This window comes from Corallococcus sp. AB032C (genome assembly GCF_003668935.1).
GTDB classification, from domain to species: Bacteria; Myxococcota; Myxococcia; order Myxococcales; family Myxococcaceae; genus Corallococcus; species Corallococcus exiguus.
This window is the reverse complement of the sequence record NZ_RAWP01000075.1, coordinates 25259-50593: the sequence shown is the minus strand read 5'-3', so window position 1 is coordinate 50593 and position 25335 is coordinate 25259. Positions and strand designations below refer to the sequence as shown.

The following is a 25335-nucleotide window of genomic DNA, read 5'->3' as shown; positions in this document are numbered from 1 at the left end:
GCCCCGCCCTCCCTGGACGAGGACGCGACGCAGGAAGAGGCCCGGGAGGCGCGCGAGGAGGCCCGCGAAGAGGCGAGGCACGCTCGCGATGAGGCCAAGCAGGCCGCGAAGGAAGAGGCCGAGGCCGCCAAGCAGCGCATCCGCGAGGAGATCCGCAGCTTCCGCGACAGCTTCAAGCACAAGAAGGGCAAGCGCGGAGCCCGGGACGTGGTGGCGCGCGGACAGAACCTGGAGGTGAAGGAGGGCGAGTCCGTGGAGAGCGCCGTCGTGTACGGCGGCAACCTCATCGTGAAGGGCACCGTGGAGGACGACGCGGTCGCCTTCGGCGGCAACCTGGAGATCCAGGGCCACGTGGAGGGAGACGCGCACGCCTTCGGCGGCAACGTCATCCTGGGCCCCAACGCGCAGGTGGAGGGCGACGTGTCCGCCTTCGGCGGGCAGGTGCAGAAGGCGGACGGCGCCATCGTGGAGGGCAGCCTGGAGTCCTTCGGCGGCGCGGGCCTGGGCCGCATGGTGGCCGGGGAGATCAAGCGCGGCATGCAGGACGGGCAGAACCACGACGCGTCGGTGGACCACGACGACGACGATGACGACCGAGGCAGCCGCGGCGGGGGCCTGGCGTCCTTCATCCTCCAGTTCGCGCTCCTCTTCGGCCTGGGCTTCCTGGGGCAGATGTTCTTCCCGGCGCGCATGAAGGAGCTGGGCGATGAGATCCGCGCCAACCCCGCCCGCAACTTCTGGGTGGGCATCGTGGGCGCGCTGGCCCTCATCCCGTTGACCATCGTCCTGTGCATCACGCTCATCGGCATCCCGGTGGCGTTCGCCCTCCTGGTCGCCTCCATGCTGGGCACGGCGTTGGGCTACGCGGCCATCGCCAGCGAGGTGGGCACGCGGTTGCCGGTGATGCGCGGCCGCAAGACGCAGGCGGTGGTGCTCGCCCTGGGCCTGGGCCTCATCCTGCTCATCAGCCACATCCCGGTGGTGGGCGTGCTGCTCAACCTCATCCTCAACCCGCTGGCCTTCGGAGCGGTCATCCGCACCCGGTTCGGCTACCGCGGCCGGGGCATGCCGGAGCCCATCTTCCCCCGGAGCGAGCACCCGGTTTGACGCACCCGGCCTCACGGCCCCCCGGCTTGCCACACCGCATCATGAAGCCCCGCTCCCAAGCGCACCGGGAGTGGGGCTTTTCCTTCTCCAACAAGTGCCGTGCTCGCGCGCCATCACCTGCGCTGTCGTGACCGGGTGTTGACGGTGGGCGGGCGGCCGCTGACAGGCTTTGACCGGCTCCGTCGGGTGCGCCATTTTGCGCGGCACCCATGCGACGCCTCCCAGACGCAACCCCGCGCGGCAGGGCCATCACCGTGGACCTCGAGGGCGAGAGCATCCCCGCCATCGAAGGCGAGCCGGTGGCGTGCTCCCTCATCGCCGCGGGCGAGAACGTCCTCTCCCGCTCCGTGAAGTACCACCGCCCGCGCGGGCCGTACTGCTTCGCCGCGGCCTGCTCGCACTGCCTCATGCGCGTGGACGGGCTGCCCAACGTCTACACGTGCCGCACCCCCGCGAAGGAGGGCATGCGGCTGGAGCGGCAGAACGCGTACCCGTCCGCGAAGGTGGACATCTTCGAGACCATCGACTGGTTCTTCCCCAAGCGCCTGGACCATCACGAGATGTTCGCGGGCGTGCCGGTGGCGGAGGACGTGATGGCGCGAGTGGCCCGGCAGCTGGCCGGCCTGGGCCTGTTGCCCAAGGCAGCGGGCCCGGAGCCCCTGCCCCCTCGCACCTTCCACACCACCGTCGCGGTGGTGGGCGGCGGCGCGGCGGGCCTGGACGCGGCGCGGGTGCTCGCCGGACAGGGCGTGCCCTTCCTGCTCTTCGAGCGCGACGCGAACCTGGGCGGACGGCTGGCCCACGGAGTCCCGGAGGAGAACGCGCCCTTCGTGCCGGAGGCCACCGCGTTCCCGCAGGGCAGCGTGGTGCGCAACGCCACCGTCATCGGCCTGTATGACGACGAGCACGGCCGCTACCTGGCGGTCGCGTCGCAGGAGTCGGCGAACGTGCGGCTGCTCAAGGTCTACGCGAAGCGCTTCCTGCTCACGGTGGGCGGCCATCCCCCCACCCTCCCCTTCGAGAACAACGACCTGCCCGGCGTCATCGCGGGCCGCGCGGCCAGCCTGCTCCTGCGCAAGCACGACGTGGCGCCCCAGGTGGCGACGCTGGTGGGCCACGGCCCGGAGCTGCACGCGCTGGCGCACCTGTTCACCCAGCGCGGCGTGGAGGTGGCGGCGGTGGTGGACCTGAAGGGCCCGCTGCCCGCGAACGCGCACCCCAAGGCCGTCATCGGTGACGGCCTCAAGGCCCACGGCCTGCGCGGAGTGACGGCGCTGAGCTTCACGCCCCAGGGCGGCCGCAAGCAGAAGGTGTCGTGCGACGCGGTGGTGGTGTCCGTGCCGGTGACGCCGGGCTTCGAGCTGGCGCGCCAGGGCGGCGCGAAGGTGGAGTTCGACGCGGACGCGGGCCATTTCCGGGTCGAGGCGGACGCGGACGGGCGCACGCAGGCGGGGGACGTGTTCGTCGCGGGCGACGTGGCGAAGCCAGGCTCGGCGAAGGACGCCGCGGCCATGGGCGCACGCGCGGCGCAGGCGCTGATGGGAGGGCTGTCATGAGCAAGGCGCTCGTCTGCACCTGTGAGGACGTCACCGTCACGGACGTGGAGCACGCCATCGAGCGCGGCTACCACGACGTGGAGTCGGTGAAGCGCTACACGGGCTTCGGCACCGGCATCTGCCAGGGCAAGAGCTGCCACTCCGCGGTGGCCGCGCTGCTCAAGCAGAAGGCCCCGGCGCTCAAGCCGGAGGGCGTGGTGCCCTTCACGCCGCGCCCGCCGCTGTACCCCACGGAGCTGCGCGTGCTCGCCAGCGCACCCGTGGACGAGTCCGTCCCGCCCGTGGGCGGCGTGCCCCAGGAGCTGGAGCACTTCCCGTCCGCCCTGCGCCCGGAAGGCCCGGTGCCCCAGAAGGCGAAGGTGGTCATCATCGGCGGCGGCATCATGGGCCTGTCGCTGGCGTACAACCTGGCCCTGCGCGGTGAGACGGACGTCGTCGTCCTGGAGCGCGGCTACCTGTGCGCGGGCGCGTCCGGCCGCAACGGCGGCGGCGTGCGCATGCAGTGGGGCACCCCGGCGCTGATTGAGCTGGCCAAGCGCTCCATCGACCTGATGAAGGGCTTCGCGCGCGACCTGGGCGTCAACGTGTGGCTGCGCCAGGGTGGCTACTTGTTCCTGGCCAAGCGCAAGGACACCGCGTACCGCCTGGATCGCAACGCCGCCCTGCACAACAAGTACGGCGTGCCCACGCGCATCATCACCGCGGACGAGGCGCGGCAGATCGTCCCGGACCTCACGATGAAGGACTGCGTGACGGCGGCCTACAACCCGGAGGACGGCGTCATCTTCCCCTGGGCCTTCCTGTGGGGCTACGCGCAGGGCTGCGTGAAGCGCGGCGTGAAGGTGGAGACGTACACCCACGTCACCGGCTTCGAGACGAGCAACGGCCAGGTGCGCAAGGTGAAGACGGACCGGGGCGACATCGCCTGCGACACCGTGGTGCTCGCCTCCGGCGCGTGGAGCCCGCAGGTGGCGAAGCTGGCGGACGTGACGCTGCCCAACGAGCCGCACCGCCACGAAATCCTCAGCACCGAACCGCTCAAGCCCTTCCTATCGCCGCTGGTGTCGGTGCTCGACACGGGCCTGTACTTCAGCCAGTCCATGCGCGGCGAAATCGTGGGCGGCATGGGTGACCCGAAGGAGCCCGCCGGCCCCAACATGGGCAGCACCCTGCGCTTCGTGGCGCGCTTCGCCCAGGCCCTCACGGAGCAGCTGCCGCACGTGGGCCAGGTGAAGGTGCTGCGCCAGTGGGGCGGCCTCTACGACGTCACCCCGGACAACAACCCCATCCTCGGGCGCACCCCCGGCCTGGACAACCTGCTGCAGCTGTCCGGCTTCGTGGGCCACGGCTTCATGATGGCCCCCGCCGTCGCGGAGCGGATGGCCCAATGGATGACCTCCGGCGACTCCGATGAGCTCTTCACCCGCTTCAACCTCCGCCGCTTCGAGGAAGGCACCCTCGAGCGCGAGGACATGATCATCGGCTGAAGAACTCCGCCCTCCCCGCCCCTGTCTCCGCCTGGGACAGGGACACCCCCGCATGTCCGCAAAAGCGGCACTCCCGGAAAATCACGCAAGTTCCCGGGATGGCTGGGGATTCGCCGCGGAATGTGACGTTTCTTTACAATCGCAACCGGGTTGCACGGAGCATCCACGCACCAGTGTCACGGGGGCGTGACGCCGGGCTCCCTCTGACGGGAGCCATGGCACGGGGCGTGCGTAGGCCCCCCGCGCCGCGCAATGCCGCGCGGGGGGAGATTCAGTGATGGCCGCGAAGAAGCTCGTGGGTGCGATGCTGGTGATGGGCCTGACGGCGTGTGGTTCCGTGGAGCCCATGGACGTGCCGGACGCGGAGCCGCTCGCGTCGCAGGAGTCCAACGTCATCGTGGGCACGCTGAACTGGGTGAGCGCCACGTCCCTCACGGGCACGCAGCGCACGAAGTCCCTGGCGGTGGGCTACCTCTCCATCCCGGCGGTGGGCAGCCGCTGCACGGCGTGGCTGGTGTCCAACGACGTGGTCATCACCAACAACCACTGCGTGGGCAGCGCCTCGGAAGCGGTGGGCGCGCGCGTGTCGTTCAACTACGAGGACGGCATCGCGTCCGGCTCGCGCGTCTGGTACGCGTGCGACACGTTCATCAAGACCTGGAGCGGTGACGACATGACGGCGCTGCGCTGCTCGGCCGTCAACGGCCAGTTGCCCGGCCAGGTGTACGGCTTCCTCACCGTTGCCAGCGCCAACGCGGCGACGAACGCCACCGTGTACGTCGTGAACCAGAACTGCGACTACTACACGACGTCGTCCTGCGTGCCGACGAAGAAGTCCTCGCCGGGCAAGGTGCTCAACGGCAACTACAGCACCACGGACATCTCCTACGACGCGGACACGCTGGGCGGCTCGTCCGGCTCGCCCGTCATCTCCACGTCCACCCACCAGGTGGTGGCGCTGCACCACATCGGCATCGGCGGCAACTCGCAGGGCCGCGGCACGGCCAACACCGGCGTGAAGGCCACGCGCGTGAAGGCGCGTCTGGCCGAAATCGGCCTGTAGTCGCCTGGCGTCTACGTCACGGATGAAGGCTCCCCTCCGGCCAGCAGCACGCGCTGGGGGGGCGCATCCGTTCCGGTGGGCCCGGTCGGCTTCAGGAGCAGCGTTCGCTTCAAGCCGCCCAGCGCCAGCCGCCCCAGGCCCCGCTTGAAGGAGCGCGGCAGCAGGCGCAACAGCCGCATCGCCCAGCGGTGCCCCAAGCCGGGGTACACCAGCGCCTCGCCCCGCTCGAAGCCCGCCAGGGCCTCGCGGGCGCACTGGCGCAGGGACAGCTCGAAGAACGGCGTCACCTCTCCGTCCAGGTGCGGCTCCAGCGCCAGCGGGCCGGCGGCCACGAAGGTGACGGGGATGCCCGCGTCCTTCAGCTCCAGGCGCAGGGACTCGCTGAAGCCATCCAGGAAGCGCTGCGTGGCGGAGAACGCCACCGCCCCCGGGAGGAACAGGCGCGCCGCGCCCGAGCCCACCGTGAGGATGCCGCCCCGCCCGCGCTCCAGCATGGGGCCCAGCAGGCGGTGGGTGATCATCGCCGGGGCCAGCACGTTCGCCTGCACCAGCTCCTCGATGCGCTTCCAGCGCTCCTCCGCGTACAGGCCGCTGGAGGAATGGTCCGCGTTGTTGATGAGCACGTCCACGCGGACGTAGTGGCGCTCCAGGTGCTCGAACAGGGCGTCCACCGCGCGCGGATCATCCAGCCGGCACGCGCGGATCATCACCCCCAGGGTGGGATTCCGGACGAGCAGCTCCTCCCGCAGGCTCCCCAGGTCGTCCATGTCGCGCGCGACGAGCACCAGGGTCCTGACCCGTGGGGAGAGCAGCCGGGCAAGCTCGCGGCCGATGCCGCCAGCTGCGCCGATGATGAGCACGGTACCGTTGTCGATGGGAGGGCGCATATGGGGGCAGGACCTCGGACAAGAAGGTGTCCATGCGCGGGTCGCCCTGCGTGCCCGCCCCGCTGCTCGGCTCCCCCTGCACGCCCCCTTGCCCTGGAGGCGGGCGGGCATTAATCGTTCATTGTTCCCGCTGGAGGAGGACACCCATGGCTGGCCCTTCACGCATCCTCGTACCGGTGGACCTGAAGGACGGTTCCCGGTCCGTCGTGGACTACGCGCTGCAACTCGCCCGCCCCTTCGGCGCGACGGTGGACGTCGTACACGCCTGGGAGCCGCCGCAGTACGTGGCGCCGGATCTGCTGGTGGCCTCGCCCGGCTGGGACGCCAACTCGCTGGAGGCGATGGCGCGCGACACCGCGGGCAAGGAACTGGAGGCGCTGCTGCGCAAGGTGGACGGCACCGCGCCCGTCGCGCTGTCCCACCGCGTGGTGATTGGCGAGGCGGGCAACGTGGTGCTGGAGGAGGCCGAGCGCGGGAAGTACGACCTCATCGTGATGGGCACGCACCAGCGCAAGGGGCTCACCCGCATGCTGCTGGGCAGCGTGGCGCAGAAGGTGGTGGGCCACGCCGCGTGCCCGGTGCTCACCCTGCACGTCAGCCCGGAGTAACGGTCAGGGCTCGGCCCACTGGCGCAAGAGGTTGTGGTACACGCCCGTGAGCATCACCAGCGCGGGGCTCTTGGGCACCTCGCGGGTGAGCTGCATGATGGACGTGTCCATGTCGAAGAGCAGCGAGCGCTGCCCCGCGTCGCGGATCATGCTCTGGATCCAGAAGAATGACGCCAGCCGCACGCCGCGCGTCACCGGCGTGACGTGGTGCAGGCTGGTGGACGGGTAGACGATGAGGTCCCCCGCGGGCAGCTTCGCCGCGTGGTTGCCGTAAGTGTCCTCCACCACCAGCTCACCGCCGTCGTAGCTGTCCGGGTCGCTCAGGAAGAGCGTGGCGGACACGTCCGTGCGGATGCGCTGGTTGGTGCCCAGGATGGGCCGGATGGCGTTGTCCACGTGCGAGCCGAAGTCCATCCCGTGCTCGTAGCGGTTGAACAACGGCGGGAACACGCGCTGGGGCAGCACGGCGGAGATGAACAGCGGGCTCTTCTCCAGGCCGGCCAGCACCAGGTCCCCCAGCTCCCGGGCAGCGGGGCTGCCTTCGGACAGCTGGAGGTTCTTCTTCACCTGCATGGACTGCTTGCCGGCGGTGGTCCGGCCATCCTCCCACGCCGCCTTGTCGAAGACGGCGCGGCAGTGGGCCACCTGCTCGGGCGTGAGGACCTGCGGGATGTGCACCATCATGATGGACGTCCTCCTACGCCCGGCAGGAATTGCGCGCGACTAGAACCGCACGTGCGCGGACAGCAGGGCGGACACACCGTCCGCCGGCACGGCCTGACCGCCGTAGTACGAGTCGTAATAGAGCTTGTCGGTCAGGTTGTAGACGTTCAGCTGCAGGTCCACCTTCTTGATGGAGTACGACGCGAACGCGTCGAAGCGCCAGAAGTTGGGGACCTTGGTGAGCAGCACCGTCGCGTTGGCCGGGTTGTTCACCGGGGCCACGTCCTGGTAGGTGGCGCCGCCGCCCACGGACAGGTTGTCCAGGATGGCGTAGGTGGTCCACAGCGAGAAGCTGCGCTTGGGCGTGTTCACCAGGCGCTGGCCCACCAGGAACTCATTGCTGTGCTCGCGGATGCTCGCGTCCAGGAACGTGTAGTTGGCGAACACGTTCCAGCGGCGCACCGGCGAACCCGCGACGCCGAGCGCGTAGCCCTGCACCCGCTGCTTGCCCTCCAGCACGGTGGGCGGGCCGTCCGGATCCGAGTTCGGCACGCGCGCGTTCAGCTTGTGGGTGCGGAAGAGCGCGGCGTTGACGCTCAGGCGCTCCGCGATGAGGTCCGCCTTGGCGCCGACCTCGAAGGTCTCGTTCTTCTCCGGATCCAGCGTGACGGTGTCGTTGGCCAGCGTGGCCAGCTCCGCGCTCGGGTTCTGGGACGTGCCGTACATGCCGTAGACGCTGGTGTTCTCCGCCGGGTGGAGCACCAGGCCCACGCGCCAGTTGAACAGGCTGTTCTCCTGCTCGAAGGCGGCCACGTCACCGTTCGCGGCCTTGGTCTCGTAGTCGCTGTGCAGGTTGTCCAGGCGCAGGGTGCCCAGCACCTCCACGTACTTGCCGATCTGGATCTGATCCGACGCGTACGCGCCCAGGTTCCACTGACGGCTGTAGTTGGTGGCGCCCGGGACGCGGTTCACGCCGGACAGGTCCGGGCTGTTGTCCGGATCGAACAGGTCCGCGGGCAGGTTGCCGGTCGCCGTCGTGAGGTTGGTGCGCCCCTGCTCACGCTGCTCGCGGGACACGTCCAGGCCGAAGTTGGCGGTGTGCTTGAGGAAGCCCGTGTTGAACACGCCGCGCACGTCCAGTTGGTCCGCGAAGTAGGTGTTGTCCGCGGTCGTCTCGAAGCGCTGGCGGCCGATGGTGGTGGGGTTCGTGGCCGGCGTCAGGCCACGCGGCGCGGTGGGCCGGGCGAAGCGGTCCACACCGCCGTAGCGCAGCGTGTTCGTGAGGCGGAAGGTGTTGCCCAGGTCCGCCAGCAGGCGCGCCGAGCCGATGTGGACGTTGACGATCTCCGTGTCGCTATCCTTCACGCCGTAGAAGTTCTCACGGGGCACGTCCAGCGTGACGCCCACGGGGTAGCCGTTGAAGTACGGCTGGCCGTAGTCCGGCACGCTGTCCTCGTGCTGGTAGAAGTAGTCCACTTCCAGGGCGACCTTGTCCGCCAGCTGGAAGCGCGCGGACGGCGCGATGCCCGCCCGGTTCTCCTTGACGATGTCACGGCCCGCGACACCCGCCAGCTGCCCCACGGCGCTCACGCGGAACTGCACGCTGTCGGACAGCTCCTGGTTGACGTCCGCCTCGATGCGGCCAATCGGCGCCGTGCCGCCCGACAGGCGCAGGTCCGTGAAGGAGCCCTTGCGCGCCTTCTTCGTCACCAGGTTGATGGCGCCGCCCGTGGAGCCGCGGCCGAACAGCACCGACGACGGGCCGAAGTAGACCTCCACGCCCTCCAGGTTGAACGTGTCGCGGGTGAACCAGCCCAGGTCCCGCACGCCGTCGCGCAGCGTGTCCGTCTGGGCGGAGAAGCCGCGCAGCGAGAAGGAGTCACCCTGGCGGCCACCCTCGCCCGCCGTCACCGTGATGCCGGACACGTTGCGAAGCGCGTCGCGCAGCGTCGTCGCCTGCTGCTCCTCCATCACGCGCTCGGGCACCACCGTGATGGTCTGCGGCGTGTCCACCAGCGGCCGCGGCAGGCGGGCCAGGCTGGGCTCGGTGACGTTGTACTTCTCCGTCTCCCCTTCCACGGACACTTCCGGCAGGACGTACGCGTCGTCCTGACCGGCCTGCGCCTCCGGCGCGCCAGCGGGCGCGGACTCCGGGGTGCGCTCGGGGGCCGGGGCATCCTGACCCACGGGGGCGTTCTCCGCCGGCCGGGACTCCTGCACCGGCGCGGACGTCTCACCCGTCACCGGCGTCTCCTGCGCGACCGCGCCACCCGCGGCCAGCGCGGAGGCAAGACCCACGGCAGCGGGACCCCAGGGCCAGAGCGTGCCGCGCACGCCTCCAGGGTTGCCATTCGAAGAGCGGATACCAGTACGACCGGGCTTGGCTGTGGACACGAATCCCCTCGGGATGGGAAGCACTGTCTAAATGAGAATGATTCTCATATGCAGGACCCTGATTCGCGTTACAAGAAATTTCTTCCCGTCAGCACGCTGAGTCGCAAAGACAGGCGATCGTTACAGCACTGCTTTGTATCAGACAGCCGAATGCCACACGCCGCCGAGTGAAAACAAAGAGGCCCGGATCCGCTCTCGTGGTCCGGGCCCCGGGGATGTCTGGGTTTACTGAATTGTCACTTCAGGCGGCGTTTGTATTCGTTTCCGCGGGCGGTGCCACCGGGGCCGGGGGCGCCACGGCTTGCGTCTTCCGGCGCGGAACGAAGCGGCGCCAGGAGAGCGCGTAGCCGGTGTAGACGAGGAACACGGCGCCGAAGGACGCGAGCGCCGCGATGAGCTGGCCCACCCACCCGAGCGCCTCGCCGGTGTGCAGGAAGCGCAGCCACGTGCGCACCTTCCGGCCGCTGTTGAAGTCCGCGTACGTCTCCGTCTTCAGCGTCTGGGCCGTGAACGGATCCAGCGACACCGTGTTGTTGGCGAAGAGCGGCCAGCGCTCCTGCTCGCGAACGGTGAAGGCGCTGGCCTGCGGACCCTTCGGACCGCCGCGAGCTTCCGCACGACCTTCGCCGCGCTGGCCACCCTCACCGCGCGGAGCGCCTTCGCCACGCGGGCCACCCTCGCCTCGCGCGGCACCCTCGGGACGACCACCGGGGGCGCCAGCGCCCTGAGGCGTGGCCAGGCGCAGGGTGATGGTCTCCCAGGCGTTGGACTGCTTCATCACCGCCGCGAACTGCGCATCCAGCGGCTGGGGCTGCGTCCCCGGCGCGGGCGTGGGGACGACGACGGGCGCCGCGGCGATGGGCCCCTGCGCGGCGGGCGGCTCGTTGCCGGTGAGCGTGAAGACCAGGTTCGACGCCCACTTATAGGAGATGACCGCGCCAGACGTGGTCAGCACCACCAGCACGGGCAGCGACCAGAAGCCGATGACGTTGTGCCAGTTGAAGTCGCGCGCCTTGCCCTTGAGCCCGCGGCGGAACCACAGGATGGGACGCATGGCGCGCAGGTTCCACTTGCGCGGCCACCACAGGATCAGGCCGGTGAGGCCCAGGAACAGGAACGCCAGGTTGGCCACTCCGGTGATGGCCTTGCCCACCGCGCGGTTGTCGCCGGACGCCGCGAGCCAGCGGTGCAGATCCTCCATCGTGTTGAAGAACGACCGCCAGCCCTGCGCCCCCGGCTCGCGCACTTCACCGGTGTAGGGATTGACGTAGACCGCGGCGCCGCGACCCAGGGCCACCGACACCACGCTGTCCGCCCCCGGGTACACCGTCACGCCGGAGGGCGGCACGGCGGGCTTCGCCTCCTTCACCTTCGCGAGCAGCTCCTCCAGCGTCAGGCGGGGAGTCCCCTCCGCGGGAGGCGTCACGTGGCGGGCGTCACGGTCCGCCCAGTCGATGATCTGCGACTCGAACGCGATCGCCGCGCCCGTGAAAGACATCACCCCGACGACGAGCCCCACGATGAGGCCGCAGATCAGGTGGATCCAGAAGAGAATCGAGCGGAGCTTGGGATTCATGAAGGCTTCTACCGGACTGCGAAGGAACTACCTCAGGGCGAACTTCACCGGGATCACGACCTTCACGCGCACGGGCGCGCCGTCGTGTCCCAGGGCCGGCGAGAAGCGCCAGCCCGCCACGGACTCGAGCGCGGCCTCGTCCAGGCCCGGCACCGAGCGATGGATGCGCGGCGAACCCGGCTCCACCGAGCCGTCCGTGCCAATGACAACCATCACCATCACCACGCCGGTGATGCCATCCTCACGGGCGCGGCGCGGATACTCCGGCTTGCCCGACAGCAGCACCGGCAGCTTCATCACCTCGCGCGGCGTGTAGATGGGCGGCGCGGTGCCCTGCCCACCGACCTTGCCGCCCACGATTCCGCCCACCACGCCCCCGACGACGCCACCCACCACGCCGTCCGGCACGCCCGGACCCGCGGGCGCCTGCGACGCGACCGCGGACACCTCTGTCGCGGCCGGGGTCTCCACCTGCTCCACCGGCGTCTCCTTCACCGGCTCCGGCACCTTCGCGGGCACCACCAGCTCCCGGTGCTTGGGGCGCGGCTTCGGTACCACCGACTTCACGGGCTCTGGAGTCGCCTGCTTCACCGCGCCACCGCCCAGAGGCGGCGGAGGCGGCGCGTAGGCCATCAGCACCAGCTCCGGCTCCGGCTTCTTGACCTCCGCCGGCGGCGGGTTCGCCACCATCACGCCCACCACCACCGCCAGAACGTGCGCCGCGGTCGCGGTCACCAGGGCCCCGCTCCAGCGCCCCCATCCCTCCTCCGCCGTCGCGCTCGCGGACTGGAAGAGCCCCACCGGACTCCGCGCCGCATCCGCACGGGCGGTCGCAGCCTGCGGCAGCGTCGGGCCAGCGCCCAATCCGTCGTCGAAGTTGAGAATGGTTCGCATTTTCGGTTACCGAAAGGGGATACCCCCTGGCGGGTGGCAACGTCAATCTGGAGCGATGCTGAAATCAGCCTGGCGCGTCATCACGTGACGGTTTCGTCGCCAAGGGCGCGATTTTCCGAGGTGCGTCAGGACCCTGCTGCGTATAAAGGCCTTCCGCTGACTCGCTTTTTGTCGTCGTCCGACTGTCGCATCCGGTGCGACACGCTTAAGCCCTCCCATCCATGACGCCGGTCCTCCCTCACACCGGGCGTGAAGCCCCCCGCGAGATCAGGTTCGCCCTGACGGCGGTCGTGTGCGCGGCGGTGGTGGCCGGGTTCCTGGGGCTGGTGGGGCATTCGCCGGGCCCCCTCCGCGCGGAGGGCGTGGCGGCCCGGGCCCCCGTGGTATCGCGCACGCCTTCCTTCCCGAAGCTGGGGTGGGAGGAAGCGGGGCTGCTGCATGGCTCGCACGTGGCCGCGCCGCGGGGCTCGCGCGACCAGGTGGATGGCGGTGGTTCCGGCCTCCGCCCTCCGACGCCCGTCGCGCCCCGGCTGGACACGCTGCGCGCGCTCCTCGCGCGCCATGACGCGCGGATGCTGGCGCTGGCCGAGGGCCTGCTTGCCCGAGCCCTGCCCTCCCGGCTCACGCCGCTGGCGGACCGTCCCCGGACGGTGAACTGCCCGGCGCAGGGCCCACCCGTCTGGGGCTGAGCGGTTCTTTTCGTCCCCCTTCTCTCGTTCGTAGGCCCGCGCCCGTCTCCACCCCGGTGTGACCCCTGAGGACCCGGCGGGCAGGCCCTTCCCACGACACAACCCTTTCAGCACGCGGTGCGCCCTTCGCGGCCGCGCGAGGCCTTCCTCCTTGTCTTCATCCCCTTCCCCCGAGCCCACCTCTCCCCCTTCGCAGCAGACCCAGCAGGGCGGCGCTACCCACGATCAGTGGCAGGGCGCGCGCCTGTTGTGGAGCGGACTGCTGTGCCTTCTCATCATCGTCGGGGCCATTGCCCTCGAGCGATGCAGCTGAGTCCGCCCTAACTTCCAGTGGATCCGGCCCCGCGCAGCACGGGCGGGGCCGGTTATCGCGAGCCCATCACCTCCAGAGGCGCCCCCATGCACGACGCCCACGCGTTCCTCCAAGCCCTCGCCACCGTCCTTTGTGTCGCGGCGGTCACCACGGTCCTCTTCCAGCGCCTACGCCAGCCGGTGGTGCTGGGCTACATCCTCGCGGGCTTCATCATAGGACCGCACGTCCCCATCCCCCTGGTGGCGGACCCGGGCATCGTGCAGACGCTGTCGGAGTTGGGCGTCATCCTGCTGATGTTCTCCCTGGGGCTGGAGTTCAGCCTGCGGCGGCTGTTCCAGGTGGGGCCCACCGCGGGGCTCACCGCCGTCATCCAGTGCAGCGTGATGGTGTGGCTGGGCTTCATCGTTGGCCGCGCCTTCGGCTGGACGATGCTGGAGAGCCTGTTCACTGGCTGCTGCATCGCCATCTCCAGCACCACCATCATCGCCAAGGCGTTCGACGAGCAGAACATCCGGGGCGCGCTGCGCGGCATCGTGGTGGGCATCCTCATCGTGGAGGACCTCATCGGCATCCTGCTGATGGCCATGCTCACCGCGGTGTCCACCGGCTCGGGCCTGTCCGCCTGGGACCTGGCGCTGACGGTGGGCAAGCTGGCCGCGTTCCTCGTGGGGCTGGTCGGCATTGGCCTGTTCGTCGTGCCCCGGTTGATGCGCGCCATCACGAAGCTCCAGCGGCCGGAGACGACGCTCGTCAGCAGCGTAGGCATCTGCTTCGCGGGCGCGCTGCTGGCGCAGACGTTCGGCTACTCGGTGGCGCTGGGCGCGTTCCTCGCAGGCTCGCTGGTGGCGGAGTCCGGCGAGGGCAAGGAGATTGAACACCTGGTGCAGCCGGTGCGCGACCTGTTCGGCGCGGTGTTCTTCGTGTCGGTGGGCATGCTCATCGACCCGGCGCTCATCCGCGAGCACTGGGCGGCCATCGCGGTGCTCACCGGTGTGGTCGTCGTGGGGAAGATCCTCAGCGTGTCGCTGGGCGCGTTCTTCACGGGCAACGGTACGCGCACGTCCGTGCAGGCGGGCCTGAGCCTGTCCCAGATTGGCGAGTTCTCCTTCATCATCGCGGGCCTGGGCCTGTCCCTGAAGGCCACGGGCACGTTCCTATACCCGGTGGCGGTGGCCGTGTCCGCCATCACCACGCTGACCACGCCGTGGCTCATCCGCGCGTCCGGTCCCATCGCCAACTGGGTGGACCGCAAGCTGCCGGCGCCGCTGCAGACGTTCGCGTCGCTGTACGGCAGCTGGGTGGAGAACCTGCGCACGTCGCCGCGCCAGAAGACGGTGGGCGCGCGCGTGCGGCGCATGGCACTGCTGATGCTCCTGGACGCGGCGTTCATCACCATCATCGTCATCGGCACGTCCGTGCTGCTGCCCCAGGTGACGGAGTTCATCGACGAGCGCATGGGCTGGGGCAAGACGATGACGCCGTGGATCGTCATCGGCCTGTCCACGGCGCTGGCCCTGCCCTTCTGCGTGGGCATCGTGCGGATGGGGCGGCGGCTGGGCGTGGTGCTGGCGGAGGGCGCGCTACCGGCGGCCGCCAACGGCAGGGTGGACCTGGCGGCGGCGCCTCGGCGGGTGCTGGTGGTGGCGCTCCAGTTGGCCAGCGTCTTCATGGTGGGCGTGCCGGTGCTGGCCATCACCCAGCCGTTCATTCCCGGCGTGCCGGGCGCGGTGGTGCTGCTGGTGTCCCTGGGCGTGATGGGCTTCGCCTTCTGGAAGAGCGCCACGAACCTGCAGGGACACATGCGCGCGGGCGCGCAGGTCATCGTGGAGGCGCTCGCGGCCCAGTCCCACGCCAAGGGCGACGAGGACGAGCCGTCAAAAGACGTGCTGCACGGCGTGCGTCAGATGCTGCCCGGCATTGGCGAACCGGAGTCGGTGGCGCTCGGCGAGTCCAGCGCGGCGGTGGGCCGGACCCTGGCGGAGCTCAACCTGCGCGGCATGACGGGGGCCACGGTGCTGGCCATCCGGCGGGGCGAAGCAGGCGTGCTGGTGCCCACCGCGCAGGAGGTGCTGCGCGCGGGTGACATCCTCGCGCTCGCGGGGACTCATGAGGCCATCGACGCGGCGAAGGGCGTGCTCGGCTGAGGCAGGGCACCGGATGCAATGGGGGGCGCGGCCGTCCGTAGCAAGGGCATGCCGCTCCCCTTCCGCGTTCCGGAGGTCTCCGCCATGCGCCGCCCGTTCCTTCCCACCCTGTTGCTTGCCTGCTCACTGGCCGTGCCTGCCCTGGCGGCGGAACCGGCGAAGAAGCCGGCCAAGGCTCCCGCCAAGACCATCTGCGTCAACGTCAAGGACGGGAGCAAGGCGGTCCAGGGGACGAACCTGGTCATCGAGCCCGGGGAGAAGATCAAGGACGCGGTCGCCGTGGATGGCGACGTCATCGTGAAGAAGGGCGCGGTGGTGGACAACGACGTGGCCGCCATCCGGGGCCGCGTCATCCTGGAGCCCGGCGCGAAGGTGAAGGGCGACGTGGTGTCCATCGGCGGAGAGGTGCGGGTGCCCGCGGGCGCGCACGTCGACGGGAGCGCGACGGCGCTGGGCGGCAAGCTCGTCCTGGACAAGAAGGAGGACGTGGGCGGTGAGCAGAACTCCTTGTCCCTGGTCTTCAACGGCGACGACCTGGTGAAGGAGTTCATCGGCAAGGCGCTCGACGAGGATGCCGGCAAGTGCCACATCCTCGACGACGACGATGATGACGACGACAAGGACGTTTGAGCCGTCCTCCACCGTGTCAGGCAGCCCCCGTCACTTCCATTCTGGCGGGGGCTTTCGCGTGGCGCGGCGGCGCGAGCGGGGTTGCAGGTGCACCTCGTCCCCGCGGCAGACGCGCACCCGCAGGAAGCGCTGGAGCTGATCCAGGGCCAGGTCGTGGTCCTTGTCGCTCTCCGCGCAGCAGCAGTCGCTGAGCACGGTGATCTTGAACTCGTGCATGTGCGCGTCGTGGGCGCTGAAGAAGACGCACAGGTTGGTGGCGATGCCCGCGAGCAGCAGCTTCTTCGTGCCCAGGTGCTCCAGCAGGGGCACCAGCGACGTGGCGAAGAAGGCCGAGTGCTTGGGCTTGAGGATGAAGTAGTCGTCCGGCTGGGGCTTGAGCGCGCGGGCGACTTGCCGGCCCCGGCTGTCCTTCCGGGTGCAGTGCTTGTAGACGTCCGTGAAGCTGCTGCGCCACAGGTCGAAGTTGTCGTTGACGTAGATGACCGGGACGCCCGCCTTGCGCATCCGCTCCGCGAAGGGGCCCAGGCGCTCCACCATGCGCAGCGCCCAGGGCAGGACGTTCTCCCCGCCGGGGAACTCCAGGTCGTTGATGACGTCGATGATGAGCAGCGCGGTGTCATGCCGCCGCTCATGCGGCGTGCGCGTCTGCTTCCGGACCGCCTGGCGCGGTTTCGCCACGTCCACCTCCCCGTGGCGAAACGCTAATCATCCTGTCGCCGAACGCCCAGGTGCCACGCGCGGCGGGTTACCGGCGGGGCCTCCACCCGAGCCCGGCGAGCAGCCACCAGGCCAGTACACCCGGAAGCGCGGTGGCGCCGGCACTGCACCCGCCGGATTCATCCTCCATGTGCACGGGCACCGTGCCGCCATCCTTCGCGGAGCCCGCGTCCACCTGGGTTCCCGCGTCCTCCACGGTCCCTGCGTCTTCGAAGGCTCCCGCGTCTTCGCTTGTCCCGGCATCCTCGAGGGTCCCCGCGTCTTCGCTTGTCCCGGCATCCTCGAGGGTTCCCGCGTCCACTTCCGCGCCGCCGTCGACGCCGCCGTCATTGACTGGCTCCTCGGGCACCTCGTCCTCCTCCGTGCGGGCATGGACGGTGACCACGGGGAAGTCCTGCGACGGCGTGAACGTGAAGGACGCGTGTTCGACGTCCGCATCCGCGTCCTGCGCCGCGCCCAGCGTCACGAATTGAGGAACGCTCCAGTTCTCGAGTGTGAAGCGAAGCGAGCCACCCTCGACCACGGACAGGTCGCCCCCACCTCCATGCGCCACCACCTTGACCCAGACGTCCACCAGGGGCGGCATCGCCAGGGACACCATGACCGTCTGGGTTTCGCCCTCCGGAATGACAAGGTCCGATGGCGACACGATCAAGGCCTGACCTTCCGGCGTCGGAGTGACCCGCAGGATCACCCCATAATAGCTCAACACATACAGCGCCCCGTCCGGCCCTTTGCTCACGTCGACGAAGCCGCCTCCTCCATCACGATTGATGATGATGTCATCCGTGGCCACGGAGCCATCCACCGCGAACCGGATCCGATGAAACATCCCGCGGAAGTCCGTGTACAAGTAGTTGCTGGAGTAGCTCGCGGGGAAGCGTGTCCCCTCATAGAACATGCCGCCCATGGAGAACTCGCCCTCCGGCCATCGCCTGAGCCGGCCGCCGCCGCTCACCGCGTCCGGCTCCGGTTGGTCCACGGTGAACGACCGCGAGGAGGGATGCCCCGTGACATAGAAATCGCCGTTGAAGCTGGGGTCCTCCACGTCCCTGATCAGGAGCCGCGTCCCTTTGCGGTACCAAGAGGACTGCAGGTCGTCGCCCATCATCGTGAAGGTCGCGACGCCGTTCTGCCGCACCGCGCCTGTCGGGGTGAACGTGTATTCATCAAAGACACCCGGCAGATAGGAATACACCGGCGAGAGGTAGCCAGCGGGTTGGTTGTTCTGGTAGTCGGGCCAGCCACCATGATCCCCCGGGCTGACGCTGAAGATCTGAACAGCGCCCGGGCCCGAGACATTGGCCCACAAGCGCCCGGTCCCCGGCTGGAAGACCAATCCATAGAGATTGCAGAAGCCCCGCGCCCAGATGCTGTCCACGTTGGGGCCCGCCCCGTCGTAGAAGGGATTGTCCGTGGGCACGGTGCCATCCGGACGCACCCGGTGGATCTTGCCCGCCGCGTTCGTCAGAACATCTGGGTCGCGATAGCCATGGAGAGACCCCACCCCGAAGTACAGCATGCCATCCGGGCCGAAGGTCATCCCGCCGCCGTCGTAGTCGAGCACTCCCGCCTGGAGGCCGTCCACGATAACGGTGCGATTCACGCCGACGCCGCCAACGTCGGTGTACCGGAAGATCTGCAACGTGAAGCCCGGCATCGCCGCGAAGAAATAGACGTAGTGGTTGTTCGCGAAGTCCGGATCGAAGGCCATCCCCAGGAGGCCTTGCTGCTCGTGCCCCTGCTCGAATGACTCGGAGATGAAGGGGGTCGGCTGCAACACCCCGTTTTCCACGACGATGACCTTTCCAGACATCGTCGTTACAAACAGGCGGCCAGATCCGTCCGGAACCCATCCCATCCGGGTGGCGTCGTAGTGTGGGAACGTCACCCAGTCCATGATTTCGAGGTCAGAAGCTGTCTCGACGGGTTGGGAATAGACGGGGAAGGCGGTCAGCAATGCCAGGGCAAGCCAAGGGACAATGGATCGCATACAGATCAGGCTAGCGCGCCTCCCCGTCTGTCCGTCAGTCTTTTCTTTCCAGCTCTGGATTCAGCTCCGCCGGGCGCGGCGGGGCCTCCACTCGAGTCCCGCGAGCAGCCACCAGGCCAGGACGCCCGGAAGCGCGGTGGCGCCGGCACTGCACCCGCCGGATTCATCCTCCAGGTGCACAGGCACCGTGCCGCCGTCCTTTGAGGAGCCCGCGTCCACGACCGCTCCGGCGTCCACCTGGGTTCCCGCGTCCTCCACGGTCCCCGCATCATCGAGGGTTCCCGCATCCTCCACGGTCCCTGCATCTTCGAGGGTCCCCGCATCCTCAAGGGTTCCGGCGTCGAATTCGCTCCCGGCATCCCCCGCAATGCCTCCGTCGGTAGCGGGCTCCTCCGGCACTTCGTCCTCTTCCGTGCGGGCATGGACGGTGACCACGGGGAAGTCCTGCGTCGGCGTGAACGTGAAGGACGCATGTTCGACGTCCGCATCCGCGTCCTGCGCCGCGCCCAGCGTCACGAATTGGGGAACGCTCCAGTTCTCGATCGTGAACCGAAGCGAGGCGCCGTCCACCACGGAGAGGTCGCCATCGCCACCCTGCACTGCCACCTTGACCCAGACGTCCACGGCGGGAGGCATCGCCAGGGACACCATGACCGTCTGGGTTCCGCCCTCCGGGATGACGAGGTCCGACGGCGACACGATCAAGGCCTGGCCTCCTGGCACCGGAGTGATCCGGTTGATTCCGCCGTAATAGCTCAGCACGTACAGCGCCCCGTCCGGTCCCTCGTTCACGTCGACGAAGCCGCCGCCTGTCTCATAGTTCATGATGACGTCTTCATTGGCCATGGAGCCGTCCGCCGCGAACCGGATCCGATGAAGCATTCCGCGGAAGTCCGTGTACAAGTAGTTGCCGGAGTAGCTCGTGGGGAAGCGCGTCCCTGTATAGAACATGCCTCCCATGACGAACTCGCCCTGGGGCCATCGCCTGAGCTGACCACCGCCGCTCACCGCATCCGGCTCAGGCTGATCCACGGTAAATGACTGCGGAGACGGATGCCCCGTGACATAGAAATCACCGTTGAAGCTGGGCTCCTCCACATCCCGAATCAGGATCCGCGTCCCTTTGCGGTACCAATAGGAATCCACGGAGTCGCCCAGCAGCGTGAAGGTCGCAACGCCGTTCTGCCGCACCGCACCTGTCGACGTGAGCGGAGAGTCATCAAAGTTGGCGGGGATGTATGAATAAACGGGCGAAAGGTAGCCCGCGGGGCGCCTGTAGTTGTAGTGGGGCCACCCTCCATGATCGCCCGGACTCACGCTGAAGATCTGAAGATTCTCCGGACTTGAGGCATTGGCCCACAGGCGGCCGGTTCCCGGCTGGAAGACCAACCCGTAGAGATTGCAGAAGCCCTGCGCCCAGATGCTGTCCACGTTGGGGCCCGGTCCATCGTAGAAGGGGTTGTCGGTAGGCACGGTGCCATCCGGGCGCACGCGGTGGATCTTTCCCGCCGCGCTCGTCAAGACATCTTCGCCCCGGCTGCCGTGGAGATTTCCCACCCCGAAGTACAGCATGCCATCCGGACCGAAGGTCATGCCGCCGCCGTCGTAGTCGAGCACTCCCGCCTGGAGCCCGTCCACGATGACGGTGCGATTCACGCCGACGCCACCGACGTCGGTGTACCGGAAGATCTGCAACGTGTAGCCCGGCATCGCCGCGAAGAAATAGACGTAGTGGTTGTTCGCGAAGTCCGGATCGAAGGCCATGCCCAGGAGGCCTTGCTGATCGTGCCCCTGGGTGAACGACTCGGAGATGAAGGGGGTGGGCTGCAACACCCCGTTCACCACGACGAGGACCTTTCCCCTCATCGTCGTCACGAACAGGCGGCCAGAGCCGTCCGGAACCCATCCCATCCGGGTGGCATCGTTGTCGCTGAAGATCACCCAGTTATCGATGATCTCAAGGTCACGAGCAGTCTCGACAGGTTGGGAATAGACGGGGAAGGCAGTCAGCAATGCCAGGGCAAGCCAAGGGACAATGGATCGCATATCGAGCACGCTAGCGTGCCTTCCCGTCTGTCCGTCAGTCTTTTCCTTCCAGTTCTGGATTCAGCTCCGCCGGGCGCGGCGAGGCCTCCACAGAAGACCCGCGAGCAACCACCCGCCCAGGACACCCGGAAGCGCGGTGGCGCCAGCACTGCATCCGCCGGATTCATCCTCCTTGGGGCCCGTCACCGTGCCGCCATCCTGCTGGGTGCCCGCGTCCGCGACGGAGCCACCGTCCGTTCCGGTCCCCGCATCCGTATTGGCCCCGGCATCCGTCTGGGCGCCAGCATCCACGACGCTGCCCGCATCGGTGCCGGCGTCGGGGATTCCTGACGCTCGGACCTGGAGCTGGAACGTCTGGACTGCATCCGGAAGCTGTCCATTGCTGGCGCGCACGGAGACGGTCACGGTCGCTTCGCTCGTCGGCGTCCAGGACAGACGCCCGCTGACAGGATCCAGCGTCATGCCTTGCGGTCCCTGCACCAGTGTCAGCAGCGGCTCGGGCTTCCCGAACGCCGTGACCGTGTACGCATAGGGCTTCCCCACGGTCGCCTGCGTCACGGGCGCGGAGGTGATGGTCGGCACCCCAGCCACGTCCCTGGCGATGACGGTGACCACCCGCGAGATGAGTCCCGGAGAGGACACCGTCAACAAGGCCACGTCGTCCTCGCTGTCCGTGTCACGCGCGGTCGCCACCGTGACGGTCTTCGCCGCGGTTCCGTCCTCGGGCGTGAAGGTCAGGGAGGCGCCGCCGGTGACGGTCACGTCCGCGCTCCCCGAAGTGCGGGCCACGGTGACCGTCACGGGAGACGTCGGTACATAGGTCAGGCCGACGGTGAAGGTGCCGCCCATTCCCTCATCCAGATCGAATGACGTGGTGGAGAGCTTGAGCGCCTGGACTTCATCCTCCTCGGTGCGCACGTGGATCTCCACGCCGGGAACGCCAGCCGGAAAACCCTGGTCCAGGGTGACGAAGAACGTGGCGTGGTCGACCTCCGAGTCCGCGTCATGGGCCGCGCTGATGGTGACGAACTGCGGGACGCTCCAGTTGGTCGCGTCGAACAGCATTGGCTGTCCGGCGGTCACCCGGATGTCCGAGTCCTCTTCACGCCTCACGAGGGCCACATACGTCGGGGTCGTGGGCGGCATGGCCAGGGAGACCATGAGGGTCTTCGACCCTCCTTCGGGGACAACCAGGTCTTGAGTGGAGGCGATCACGCCCTGACCTACAGGCAGCGGCGTGACCCGGAAGATCGTGCCGTAGAAGGATGAGACATACAGCGCGCCATCCGGCCCCACCGCGACGTCGGTGAAGTTCGTCTCGTGGACGTAGTTCACCACGAGCTCCACCTTTTTCACGGAGCCATCCGCTCCCAGGTCCACCCGGTGGAGGTACCCACCGAAGTCGGCGAAGAAGTAGTCGCCCTGGTAGTCGGAGGGAAAGCGTGAGCCTGCGTAGAACACGCCACCGACCACGGCATCGCCCATCGGGTCTGTCTGCAGGCCACCGCCACCGCTCACCGCATCCGGACCGGCCTGCTCCACCGTGAACGACAGGGGCGTCGGAAAGCCGGTGATGTAGCCGACTCCATTGAAGCTGGGGTCCGCCACATCCCGCAGATGAACCTTCTTGCCCTTGCGCAGAGAGGAGACCGGATAGGTGCCCTCCACGGTGAAGGTCGCGACCCCGCCCTTGCGCACGGCACCTGTCGACGTGAAGGAGTACACGTCCCACAGCCCTGGCGTATAGGCGACGAGTGGCGACAGGAATCCCTGGGGCTGGTTGTTCTCATACTGCCACCAGCCCGCATGCTCTCCCGGACCCACGCTGAAGATCTGCTCGGCTGCCGCCCCAGCGACGTTGGCCCAGAGCTTCCCGGTTCCAGGCTGGAAGCGGATCCGGAAGGGATTGCGGAAGCCTCGGGCCCAGACGAGATCGTTGTTCGGTCCCCAGTCATCGTAGAAGGGGTTGTCCGTGGGAACGGTCCCGTCCTTGCGGACGCGGAGGATCTTCGACGACATCAGGGACAGGTCGTCATTGCCCCCTGCGTAGATGTCTCCATCCCCTACTCCAAAATACAGGAACCCATCCAGACCGAAGGCCAGACCTCCACCATTGTGGCTCTTGTTTTGCGGGATGTTGTCCACGATGACGGTCCGGTTGACACCCACACCGCCAGCCTCCGTGAACCGCAGAATCTGCGCCATGTAGCGGGTGACACCCCCTACGTCGATGTTCGGCTGACTGGCGAAGACGTAGACGTAGCGGTTGGTCGCGAAGTCCGGATCGAAGGCAAGGCTTTGCAGGCCCTGCTCTCCATCCGTTGCCACCAGCTCATTGATGAATGGCGTAGGCTGGAGCGCGCCGTTCTGGATGATCCGGACCTTCCCCCCCTTGATCACCACGAACAGCCGGTTGGAACCGTCCGGAGCCCAGGCCAGTCCGGACGCATTCTCAATCTCCTGCGTCTCGATGAACTTCGCGACTTCGACGCCATAGGCGCCACTGGGGGTAGGAATATAGACCTGGGCTTGGGCGGTGAAGGCCGCAAGACATGCAAGAAACACCAAGGAATGGACTGAACGCATGGCAGACACGCTACCATCCCTTCCTCAGGGTCTGGGCTTCACGCCCCAGATGCCCACCTTGCCGTCGTCCATGCCCCAGCTCACGAAGCGTCCGTCGGGGGAGAAGTTCGCGGTACTGCCCTGCATGTCATCCAGGTCCGAATAGGCGAAGACGCGCCGGCCCTCCTGGACGTCGATGACCACGAACGCGCTCGTGTCCGCGCTGGCGGCCAGCAATGAACCCTCGGGGCTGAACTCGACCTGCAGCGCACCGGATGCCGGGGCCTCGATGCTCCGAACGGTTTCCAGTCCGGGGAGGCCCAGGAACAGCAACTCGCCACCGGAATTGGCGGCGACCAGGCCTTCTCCGGCCGGAGTGAATGCCACGTTCCAGATCAGCTGGGCGTCGAGCGTACGTGACCCCACGGGCTTGCCGGTCCTCGCATCCCAAAGGCGTACGGAAGCTCGTGTCGCGGCACCTGCCTGCGCCTCGGCGGCTCCCACGGCCGCGAACCGGCCATCCGCCGACAGCGCGCAGCCGTAGAGAAACGCGGGGTCCTCCAGCCGCCACACGAGCCAACTGCGCTCCAGGTCCCAGAGCAGGACACGTCCCTGCGCGGACGCGAGCAGCAGGCGCGTTCCGTCCGAGGACAGACACGCATTGGAGACGGACCCACCCGTCTCCACCGAGGACAGCAGCGTGCCGTCGGTAACGGACCAGATCTGGAGGGTGCCACGCGCCGTCACGGACAGAAGGCGCTGGGAGCCGGGCAGGAACCATGCGGCCACGCAGAGGGAAACGGAATGCGCGAAGAGCGGAGCCGTCCCTTCTGAATGCAGGTCCCACCAGCGCAAAGGCGTCCCACCCTGCTTCTGGACGGACAGCAGGTAGCGGGACGACGCATCCCACCCAAGCCTCTGCCAACGCGAGTACGGCGACAGCTCCGGCGCCCCCAGCGTCCGCAGCAGGGACAAGTGTCTCGCGGTCTCAGGGGTCAGTGTCAGGGAATGCGTGAGCATGGTGCGGATCCGAGATGGCGCATAGCCGCTCAAGAGCGAGGCTTGAAGCGGTTTCAAAAGAGGAGTCCGCGATGCCCCCGTCCGCACGCTGCGTCAAGGTGGACCGCGCGCTGGGGGGCTTGAGCCGGAGCGATCCGGCGGCCTAAGACGCGGCCTCCCCGTCCAGGGGACCCTTTTCGAGGAACTTCATGTTCAAGAAGATCGCCATTGGCGTTGTCGCCGTGCTCGCGCTGCTCGCCGGCTTCATTACCACCCGCCCCGATTCCTACACCGTCACGCGCACCGCCACGGTGCCGGGTACGCCCGACGTCGCATTCGGTCTGGTCCATGACTTCCACCAGTGGAACCAGTGGTCTCCCTGGGACAACCTCGACCCGAACATGAAGAAGACCTTTGGCGGCGCGGAGTCGGGCGTTGGCGCCACCTATGGGTGGGTGGGCAACAACGACGTGGGTGAGGGCCGCATGACCATCCTGGAGGCCACCGCCAACGCGGCCGTCCGTATCAAGCTGGAGTTCATCAAGCCCTTCGAAGACAGCAGCATCACCACCTTCACGTTCAAGCCCGCCGACGACGGCACCACGGTCACCTGGGCCATGGCCGGCAACCACAACTTCATGAGCAAGGCGATGTGCCTCGTCATGGACATGGACCAGATGATCGGCAAGGACTTCGAGAAGGGCCTCGCCAGCATGAAGACCGCTGCCCAGACCGAGGCCACCAAGCGCGCGGAGGCCGAAGCCGCCCGCAAGGTCGCCGAGGCCAAGGCCGCCGAGGAGGCCGCCGCCGCTGCCAAGGCCGCCGCTCCCGCGGAAGGCGCGCCCGCCGTCGCCGCGCCGACCCCGTAGCTCCGGCCTGAAGGATGCGCGGCAGAAGGCAGACCTCCTGTTCCGCGCGACGGCCGCGCTCCACCCCCCCTACGCTCGTGACGCAGTCCGCCCACGAAGATCTGGAACCCCAGCTCCGGGCGATCGTCAAAGTGC

At 68.4% G+C, this 25335-nt stretch carries 19 protein-coding genes; 9 read left to right on the top strand and 10 right to left on the bottom strand.

The window, feature by feature from the left end; genetic code table 11:
- The 4 genes from D7X99_RS28140 to D7X99_RS28125 all read left to right on the top strand — a co-directional run.
- Window positions 1–1107 (top strand): polymer-forming cytoskeletal protein (locus tag D7X99_RS28140; protein WP_147476287.1); only part of this gene is annotated, 1107 nt, incomplete at its 5' end.
- Between the two features lie 209 nt (window positions 1108–1316).
- Window positions 1317–2663: a 2Fe-2S iron-sulfur cluster-binding protein gene (locus tag D7X99_RS28135; RefSeq protein WP_121780483.1), complete on the top strand. Its 1347-nt coding sequence runs from the start codon at window positions 1317–1319 to the stop codon at window positions 2661–2663.
- Window positions 2660–4150: an FAD-dependent oxidoreductase gene (locus D7X99_RS28130; protein WP_121780482.1), complete on the top strand. Its 1491-nt coding sequence runs from the start codon at window positions 2660–2662 to the stop codon at window positions 4148–4150. The genes D7X99_RS28135 and D7X99_RS28130 overlap by 4 nt, the downstream gene beginning before the upstream one ends.
- 277 nt (window positions 4151–4427) lie before the next feature.
- A complete protein-coding gene (locus tag D7X99_RS28125) occupies window positions 4428–5213 on the top strand; it encodes a serine protease (RefSeq protein WP_121780481.1) in 786 nt (261 codons plus the stop codon).
- Window positions 5214–5224: 11 nt separating this feature from the next.
- Here the strand turns inward: D7X99_RS28125 and D7X99_RS28120 are convergent, their stop codons facing one another.
- The gene (locus tag D7X99_RS28120; RefSeq protein WP_121780480.1) at window positions 5225–6100 is read right to left on the bottom strand and encodes an SDR family oxidoreductase; all 876 of its coding nucleotides are present in this window, start codon (window positions 6098–6100) and stop codon (window positions 5225–5227) included.
- Window positions 6101–6246: 146 nt separating this feature from the next.
- Here D7X99_RS28120 and D7X99_RS28115 point away from each other — a divergent pair, with 146 nt between their 5' ends.
- Window positions 6247–6708, top strand: a complete 462-nt coding sequence (locus D7X99_RS28115; protein ID WP_121780479.1) for a universal stress protein — start codon at window positions 6247–6249, stop codon at window positions 6706–6708.
- Window positions 6709–6711: 3 nt separating this feature from the next.
- Here the strand turns inward: D7X99_RS28115 and D7X99_RS28110 are convergent, their stop codons facing one another.
- The 4 genes from D7X99_RS28110 to D7X99_RS28095 all read right to left on the bottom strand — a co-directional run bounded on the left by D7X99_RS28110 (window position 6712) and on the right by D7X99_RS28095 (window position 12235).
- Complete coding sequence (locus tag D7X99_RS28110) at window positions 6712–7392, bottom strand: Fe2+-dependent dioxygenase (RefSeq protein ID WP_121780478.1); 681 nt, start codon at window positions 7390–7392, stop codon at window positions 6712–6714.
- Between the two features lie 39 nt (window positions 7393–7431).
- Window positions 7432–9705, bottom strand: coding sequence for a TonB-dependent siderophore receptor (locus tag D7X99_RS28105; RefSeq protein ID WP_233613784.1), 2274 nt, complete (start codon window positions 9703–9705; stop codon window positions 7432–7434).
- 301 nt (window positions 9706–10006) lie between these two features.
- Complete coding sequence (locus D7X99_RS28100; protein ID WP_121780476.1) at window positions 10007–11341, bottom strand: PepSY domain-containing protein; 1335 nt, start codon at window positions 11339–11341, stop codon at window positions 10007–10009.
- 27 nt (window positions 11342–11368) lie between these two features.
- On the bottom strand, window positions 11369–12235 hold the full coding sequence (locus tag D7X99_RS28095) for a TonB family protein (protein ID WP_121780475.1): 867 nt from the start codon (window positions 12233–12235) through the stop codon (window positions 11369–11371).
- A gap of 221 nt (window positions 12236–12456) precedes the next feature.
- Between D7X99_RS28095 and D7X99_RS28090 the strand changes: the two genes are divergently transcribed.
- The 3 genes from D7X99_RS28090 to D7X99_RS28080 all read left to right on the top strand — a co-directional run bounded on the left by D7X99_RS28090 (window position 12457) and on the right by D7X99_RS28080 (window position 16011).
- Complete coding sequence (locus D7X99_RS28090) at window positions 12457–12924, top strand: hypothetical protein (RefSeq protein WP_121780474.1); 468 nt, start codon at window positions 12457–12459, stop codon at window positions 12922–12924.
- Between the two features lie 399 nt (window positions 12925–13323).
- Window positions 13324–15381 (top strand): cation:proton antiporter, encoded by a 2058-nt coding sequence (locus D7X99_RS28085; protein WP_121780473.1) that lies wholly within the window; start codon window positions 13324–13326, stop codon window positions 15379–15381.
- A gap of 84 nt (window positions 15382–15465) precedes the next feature.
- Complete coding sequence (locus tag D7X99_RS28080) at window positions 15466–16011, top strand: hypothetical protein (RefSeq protein WP_120596139.1); 546 nt, start codon at window positions 15466–15468, stop codon at window positions 16009–16011.
- 30 nt (window positions 16012–16041) lie between these two features.
- Here the strand turns inward: D7X99_RS28080 and D7X99_RS28075 are convergent, their stop codons facing one another.
- The 5 genes from D7X99_RS28075 to D7X99_RS28055 all read right to left on the bottom strand — a co-directional run bounded on the left by D7X99_RS28075 (window position 16042) and on the right by D7X99_RS28055 (window position 24352).
- Window positions 16042–16689, bottom strand: coding sequence for a cysteine hydrolase family protein (locus D7X99_RS28075; protein ID WP_169831369.1), 648 nt, complete (start codon window positions 16687–16689; stop codon window positions 16042–16044).
- 67 nt (window positions 16690–16756) lie between these two features.
- Window positions 16757–18688: a sorbosone dehydrogenase family protein gene (locus D7X99_RS28070; protein ID WP_158627084.1), complete on the bottom strand. Its 1932-nt coding sequence runs from the start codon at window positions 18686–18688 to the stop codon at window positions 16757–16759.
- 93 nt (window positions 18689–18781) lie between these two features.
- On the bottom strand, window positions 18782–20632 hold the full coding sequence (locus D7X99_RS28065) for a sorbosone dehydrogenase family protein (RefSeq protein ID WP_158627083.1): 1851 nt from the start codon (window positions 20630–20632) through the stop codon (window positions 18782–18784).
- Between the two features lie 195 nt (window positions 20633–20827).
- The gene (locus D7X99_RS28060; RefSeq protein ID WP_121780470.1) at window positions 20828–23353 is read right to left on the bottom strand and encodes a PQQ-dependent sugar dehydrogenase; all 2526 of its coding nucleotides are present in this window, start codon (window positions 23351–23353) and stop codon (window positions 20828–20830) included.
- Between the two features lie 24 nt (window positions 23354–23377).
- On the bottom strand, window positions 23378–24352 hold the full coding sequence (locus D7X99_RS28055) for a WD40 repeat domain-containing protein (RefSeq protein WP_147476286.1): 975 nt from the start codon (window positions 24350–24352) through the stop codon (window positions 23378–23380).
- Window positions 24353–24540: 188 nt separating this feature from the next.
- Here D7X99_RS28055 and D7X99_RS28050 point away from each other — a divergent pair, with 188 nt between their 5' ends.
- Window positions 24541–25200, top strand: coding sequence for an SRPBCC family protein (locus tag D7X99_RS28050; RefSeq protein WP_121780468.1), 660 nt, complete (start codon window positions 24541–24543; stop codon window positions 25198–25200).
- Window positions 25201–25335 lie beyond the last annotated feature (135 nt).

Coding starts and splice junctions, on each gene's coding strand:
- D7X99_RS28135 (WP_121780483.1), top strand. CDS start 1,317: ATGCGACGCCTCCCAGACGCAACCCCGCGCGGCAGGGCCATCACCGTG.
- D7X99_RS28130 (WP_121780482.1), top strand. CDS start 2,660: ATGAGCAAGGCGCTCGTCTGCACCTGTGAGGACGTCACCGTCACGGAC.
- D7X99_RS28125 (WP_121780481.1), top strand. CDS start 4,428: ATGGCCGCGAAGAAGCTCGTGGGTGCGATGCTGGTGATGGGCCTGACG.
- D7X99_RS28120 (WP_121780480.1), bottom strand. CDS start 6,100: ATGCGCCCTCCCATCGACAACGGTACCGTGCTCATCATCGGCGCAGCT.
- D7X99_RS28115 (WP_121780479.1), top strand. CDS start 6,247: ATGGCTGGCCCTTCACGCATCCTCGTACCGGTGGACCTGAAGGACGGT.
- D7X99_RS28110 (WP_121780478.1), bottom strand. CDS start 7,392: ATGATGGTGCACATCCCGCAGGTCCTCACGCCCGAGCAGGTGGCCCAC.
- D7X99_RS28100 (WP_121780476.1), bottom strand. CDS start 11,341: ATGAATCCCAAGCTCCGCTCGATTCTCTTCTGGATCCACCTGATCTGC.
- D7X99_RS28095 (WP_121780475.1), bottom strand. CDS start 12,235: ATGCGAACCATTCTCAACTTCGACGACGGATTGGGCGCTGGCCCGACG.
- D7X99_RS28090 (WP_121780474.1), top strand. CDS start 12,457: ATGACGCCGGTCCTCCCTCACACCGGGCGTGAAGCCCCCCGCGAGATC.
- D7X99_RS28085 (WP_121780473.1), top strand. CDS start 13,324: ATGCACGACGCCCACGCGTTCCTCCAAGCCCTCGCCACCGTCCTTTGT.
- D7X99_RS28080 (WP_120596139.1), top strand. CDS start 15,466: ATGCGCCGCCCGTTCCTTCCCACCCTGTTGCTTGCCTGCTCACTGGCC.
- D7X99_RS28065 (WP_158627083.1), bottom strand. CDS start 20,632: ATGGGATGGGTTCCGGACGGCTCTGGCCGCCTGTTCGTGACGACGATG.
- D7X99_RS28060 (WP_121780470.1), bottom strand. CDS start 23,353: ATGCGTTCAGTCCATTCCTTGGTGTTTCTTGCATGTCTTGCGGCCTTC.
- D7X99_RS28055 (WP_147476286.1), bottom strand. CDS start 24,352: ATGCTCACGCATTCCCTGACACTGACCCCTGAGACCGCGAGACACTTG.
- D7X99_RS28050 (WP_121780468.1), top strand. CDS start 24,541: ATGTTCAAGAAGATCGCCATTGGCGTTGTCGCCGTGCTCGCGCTGCTC.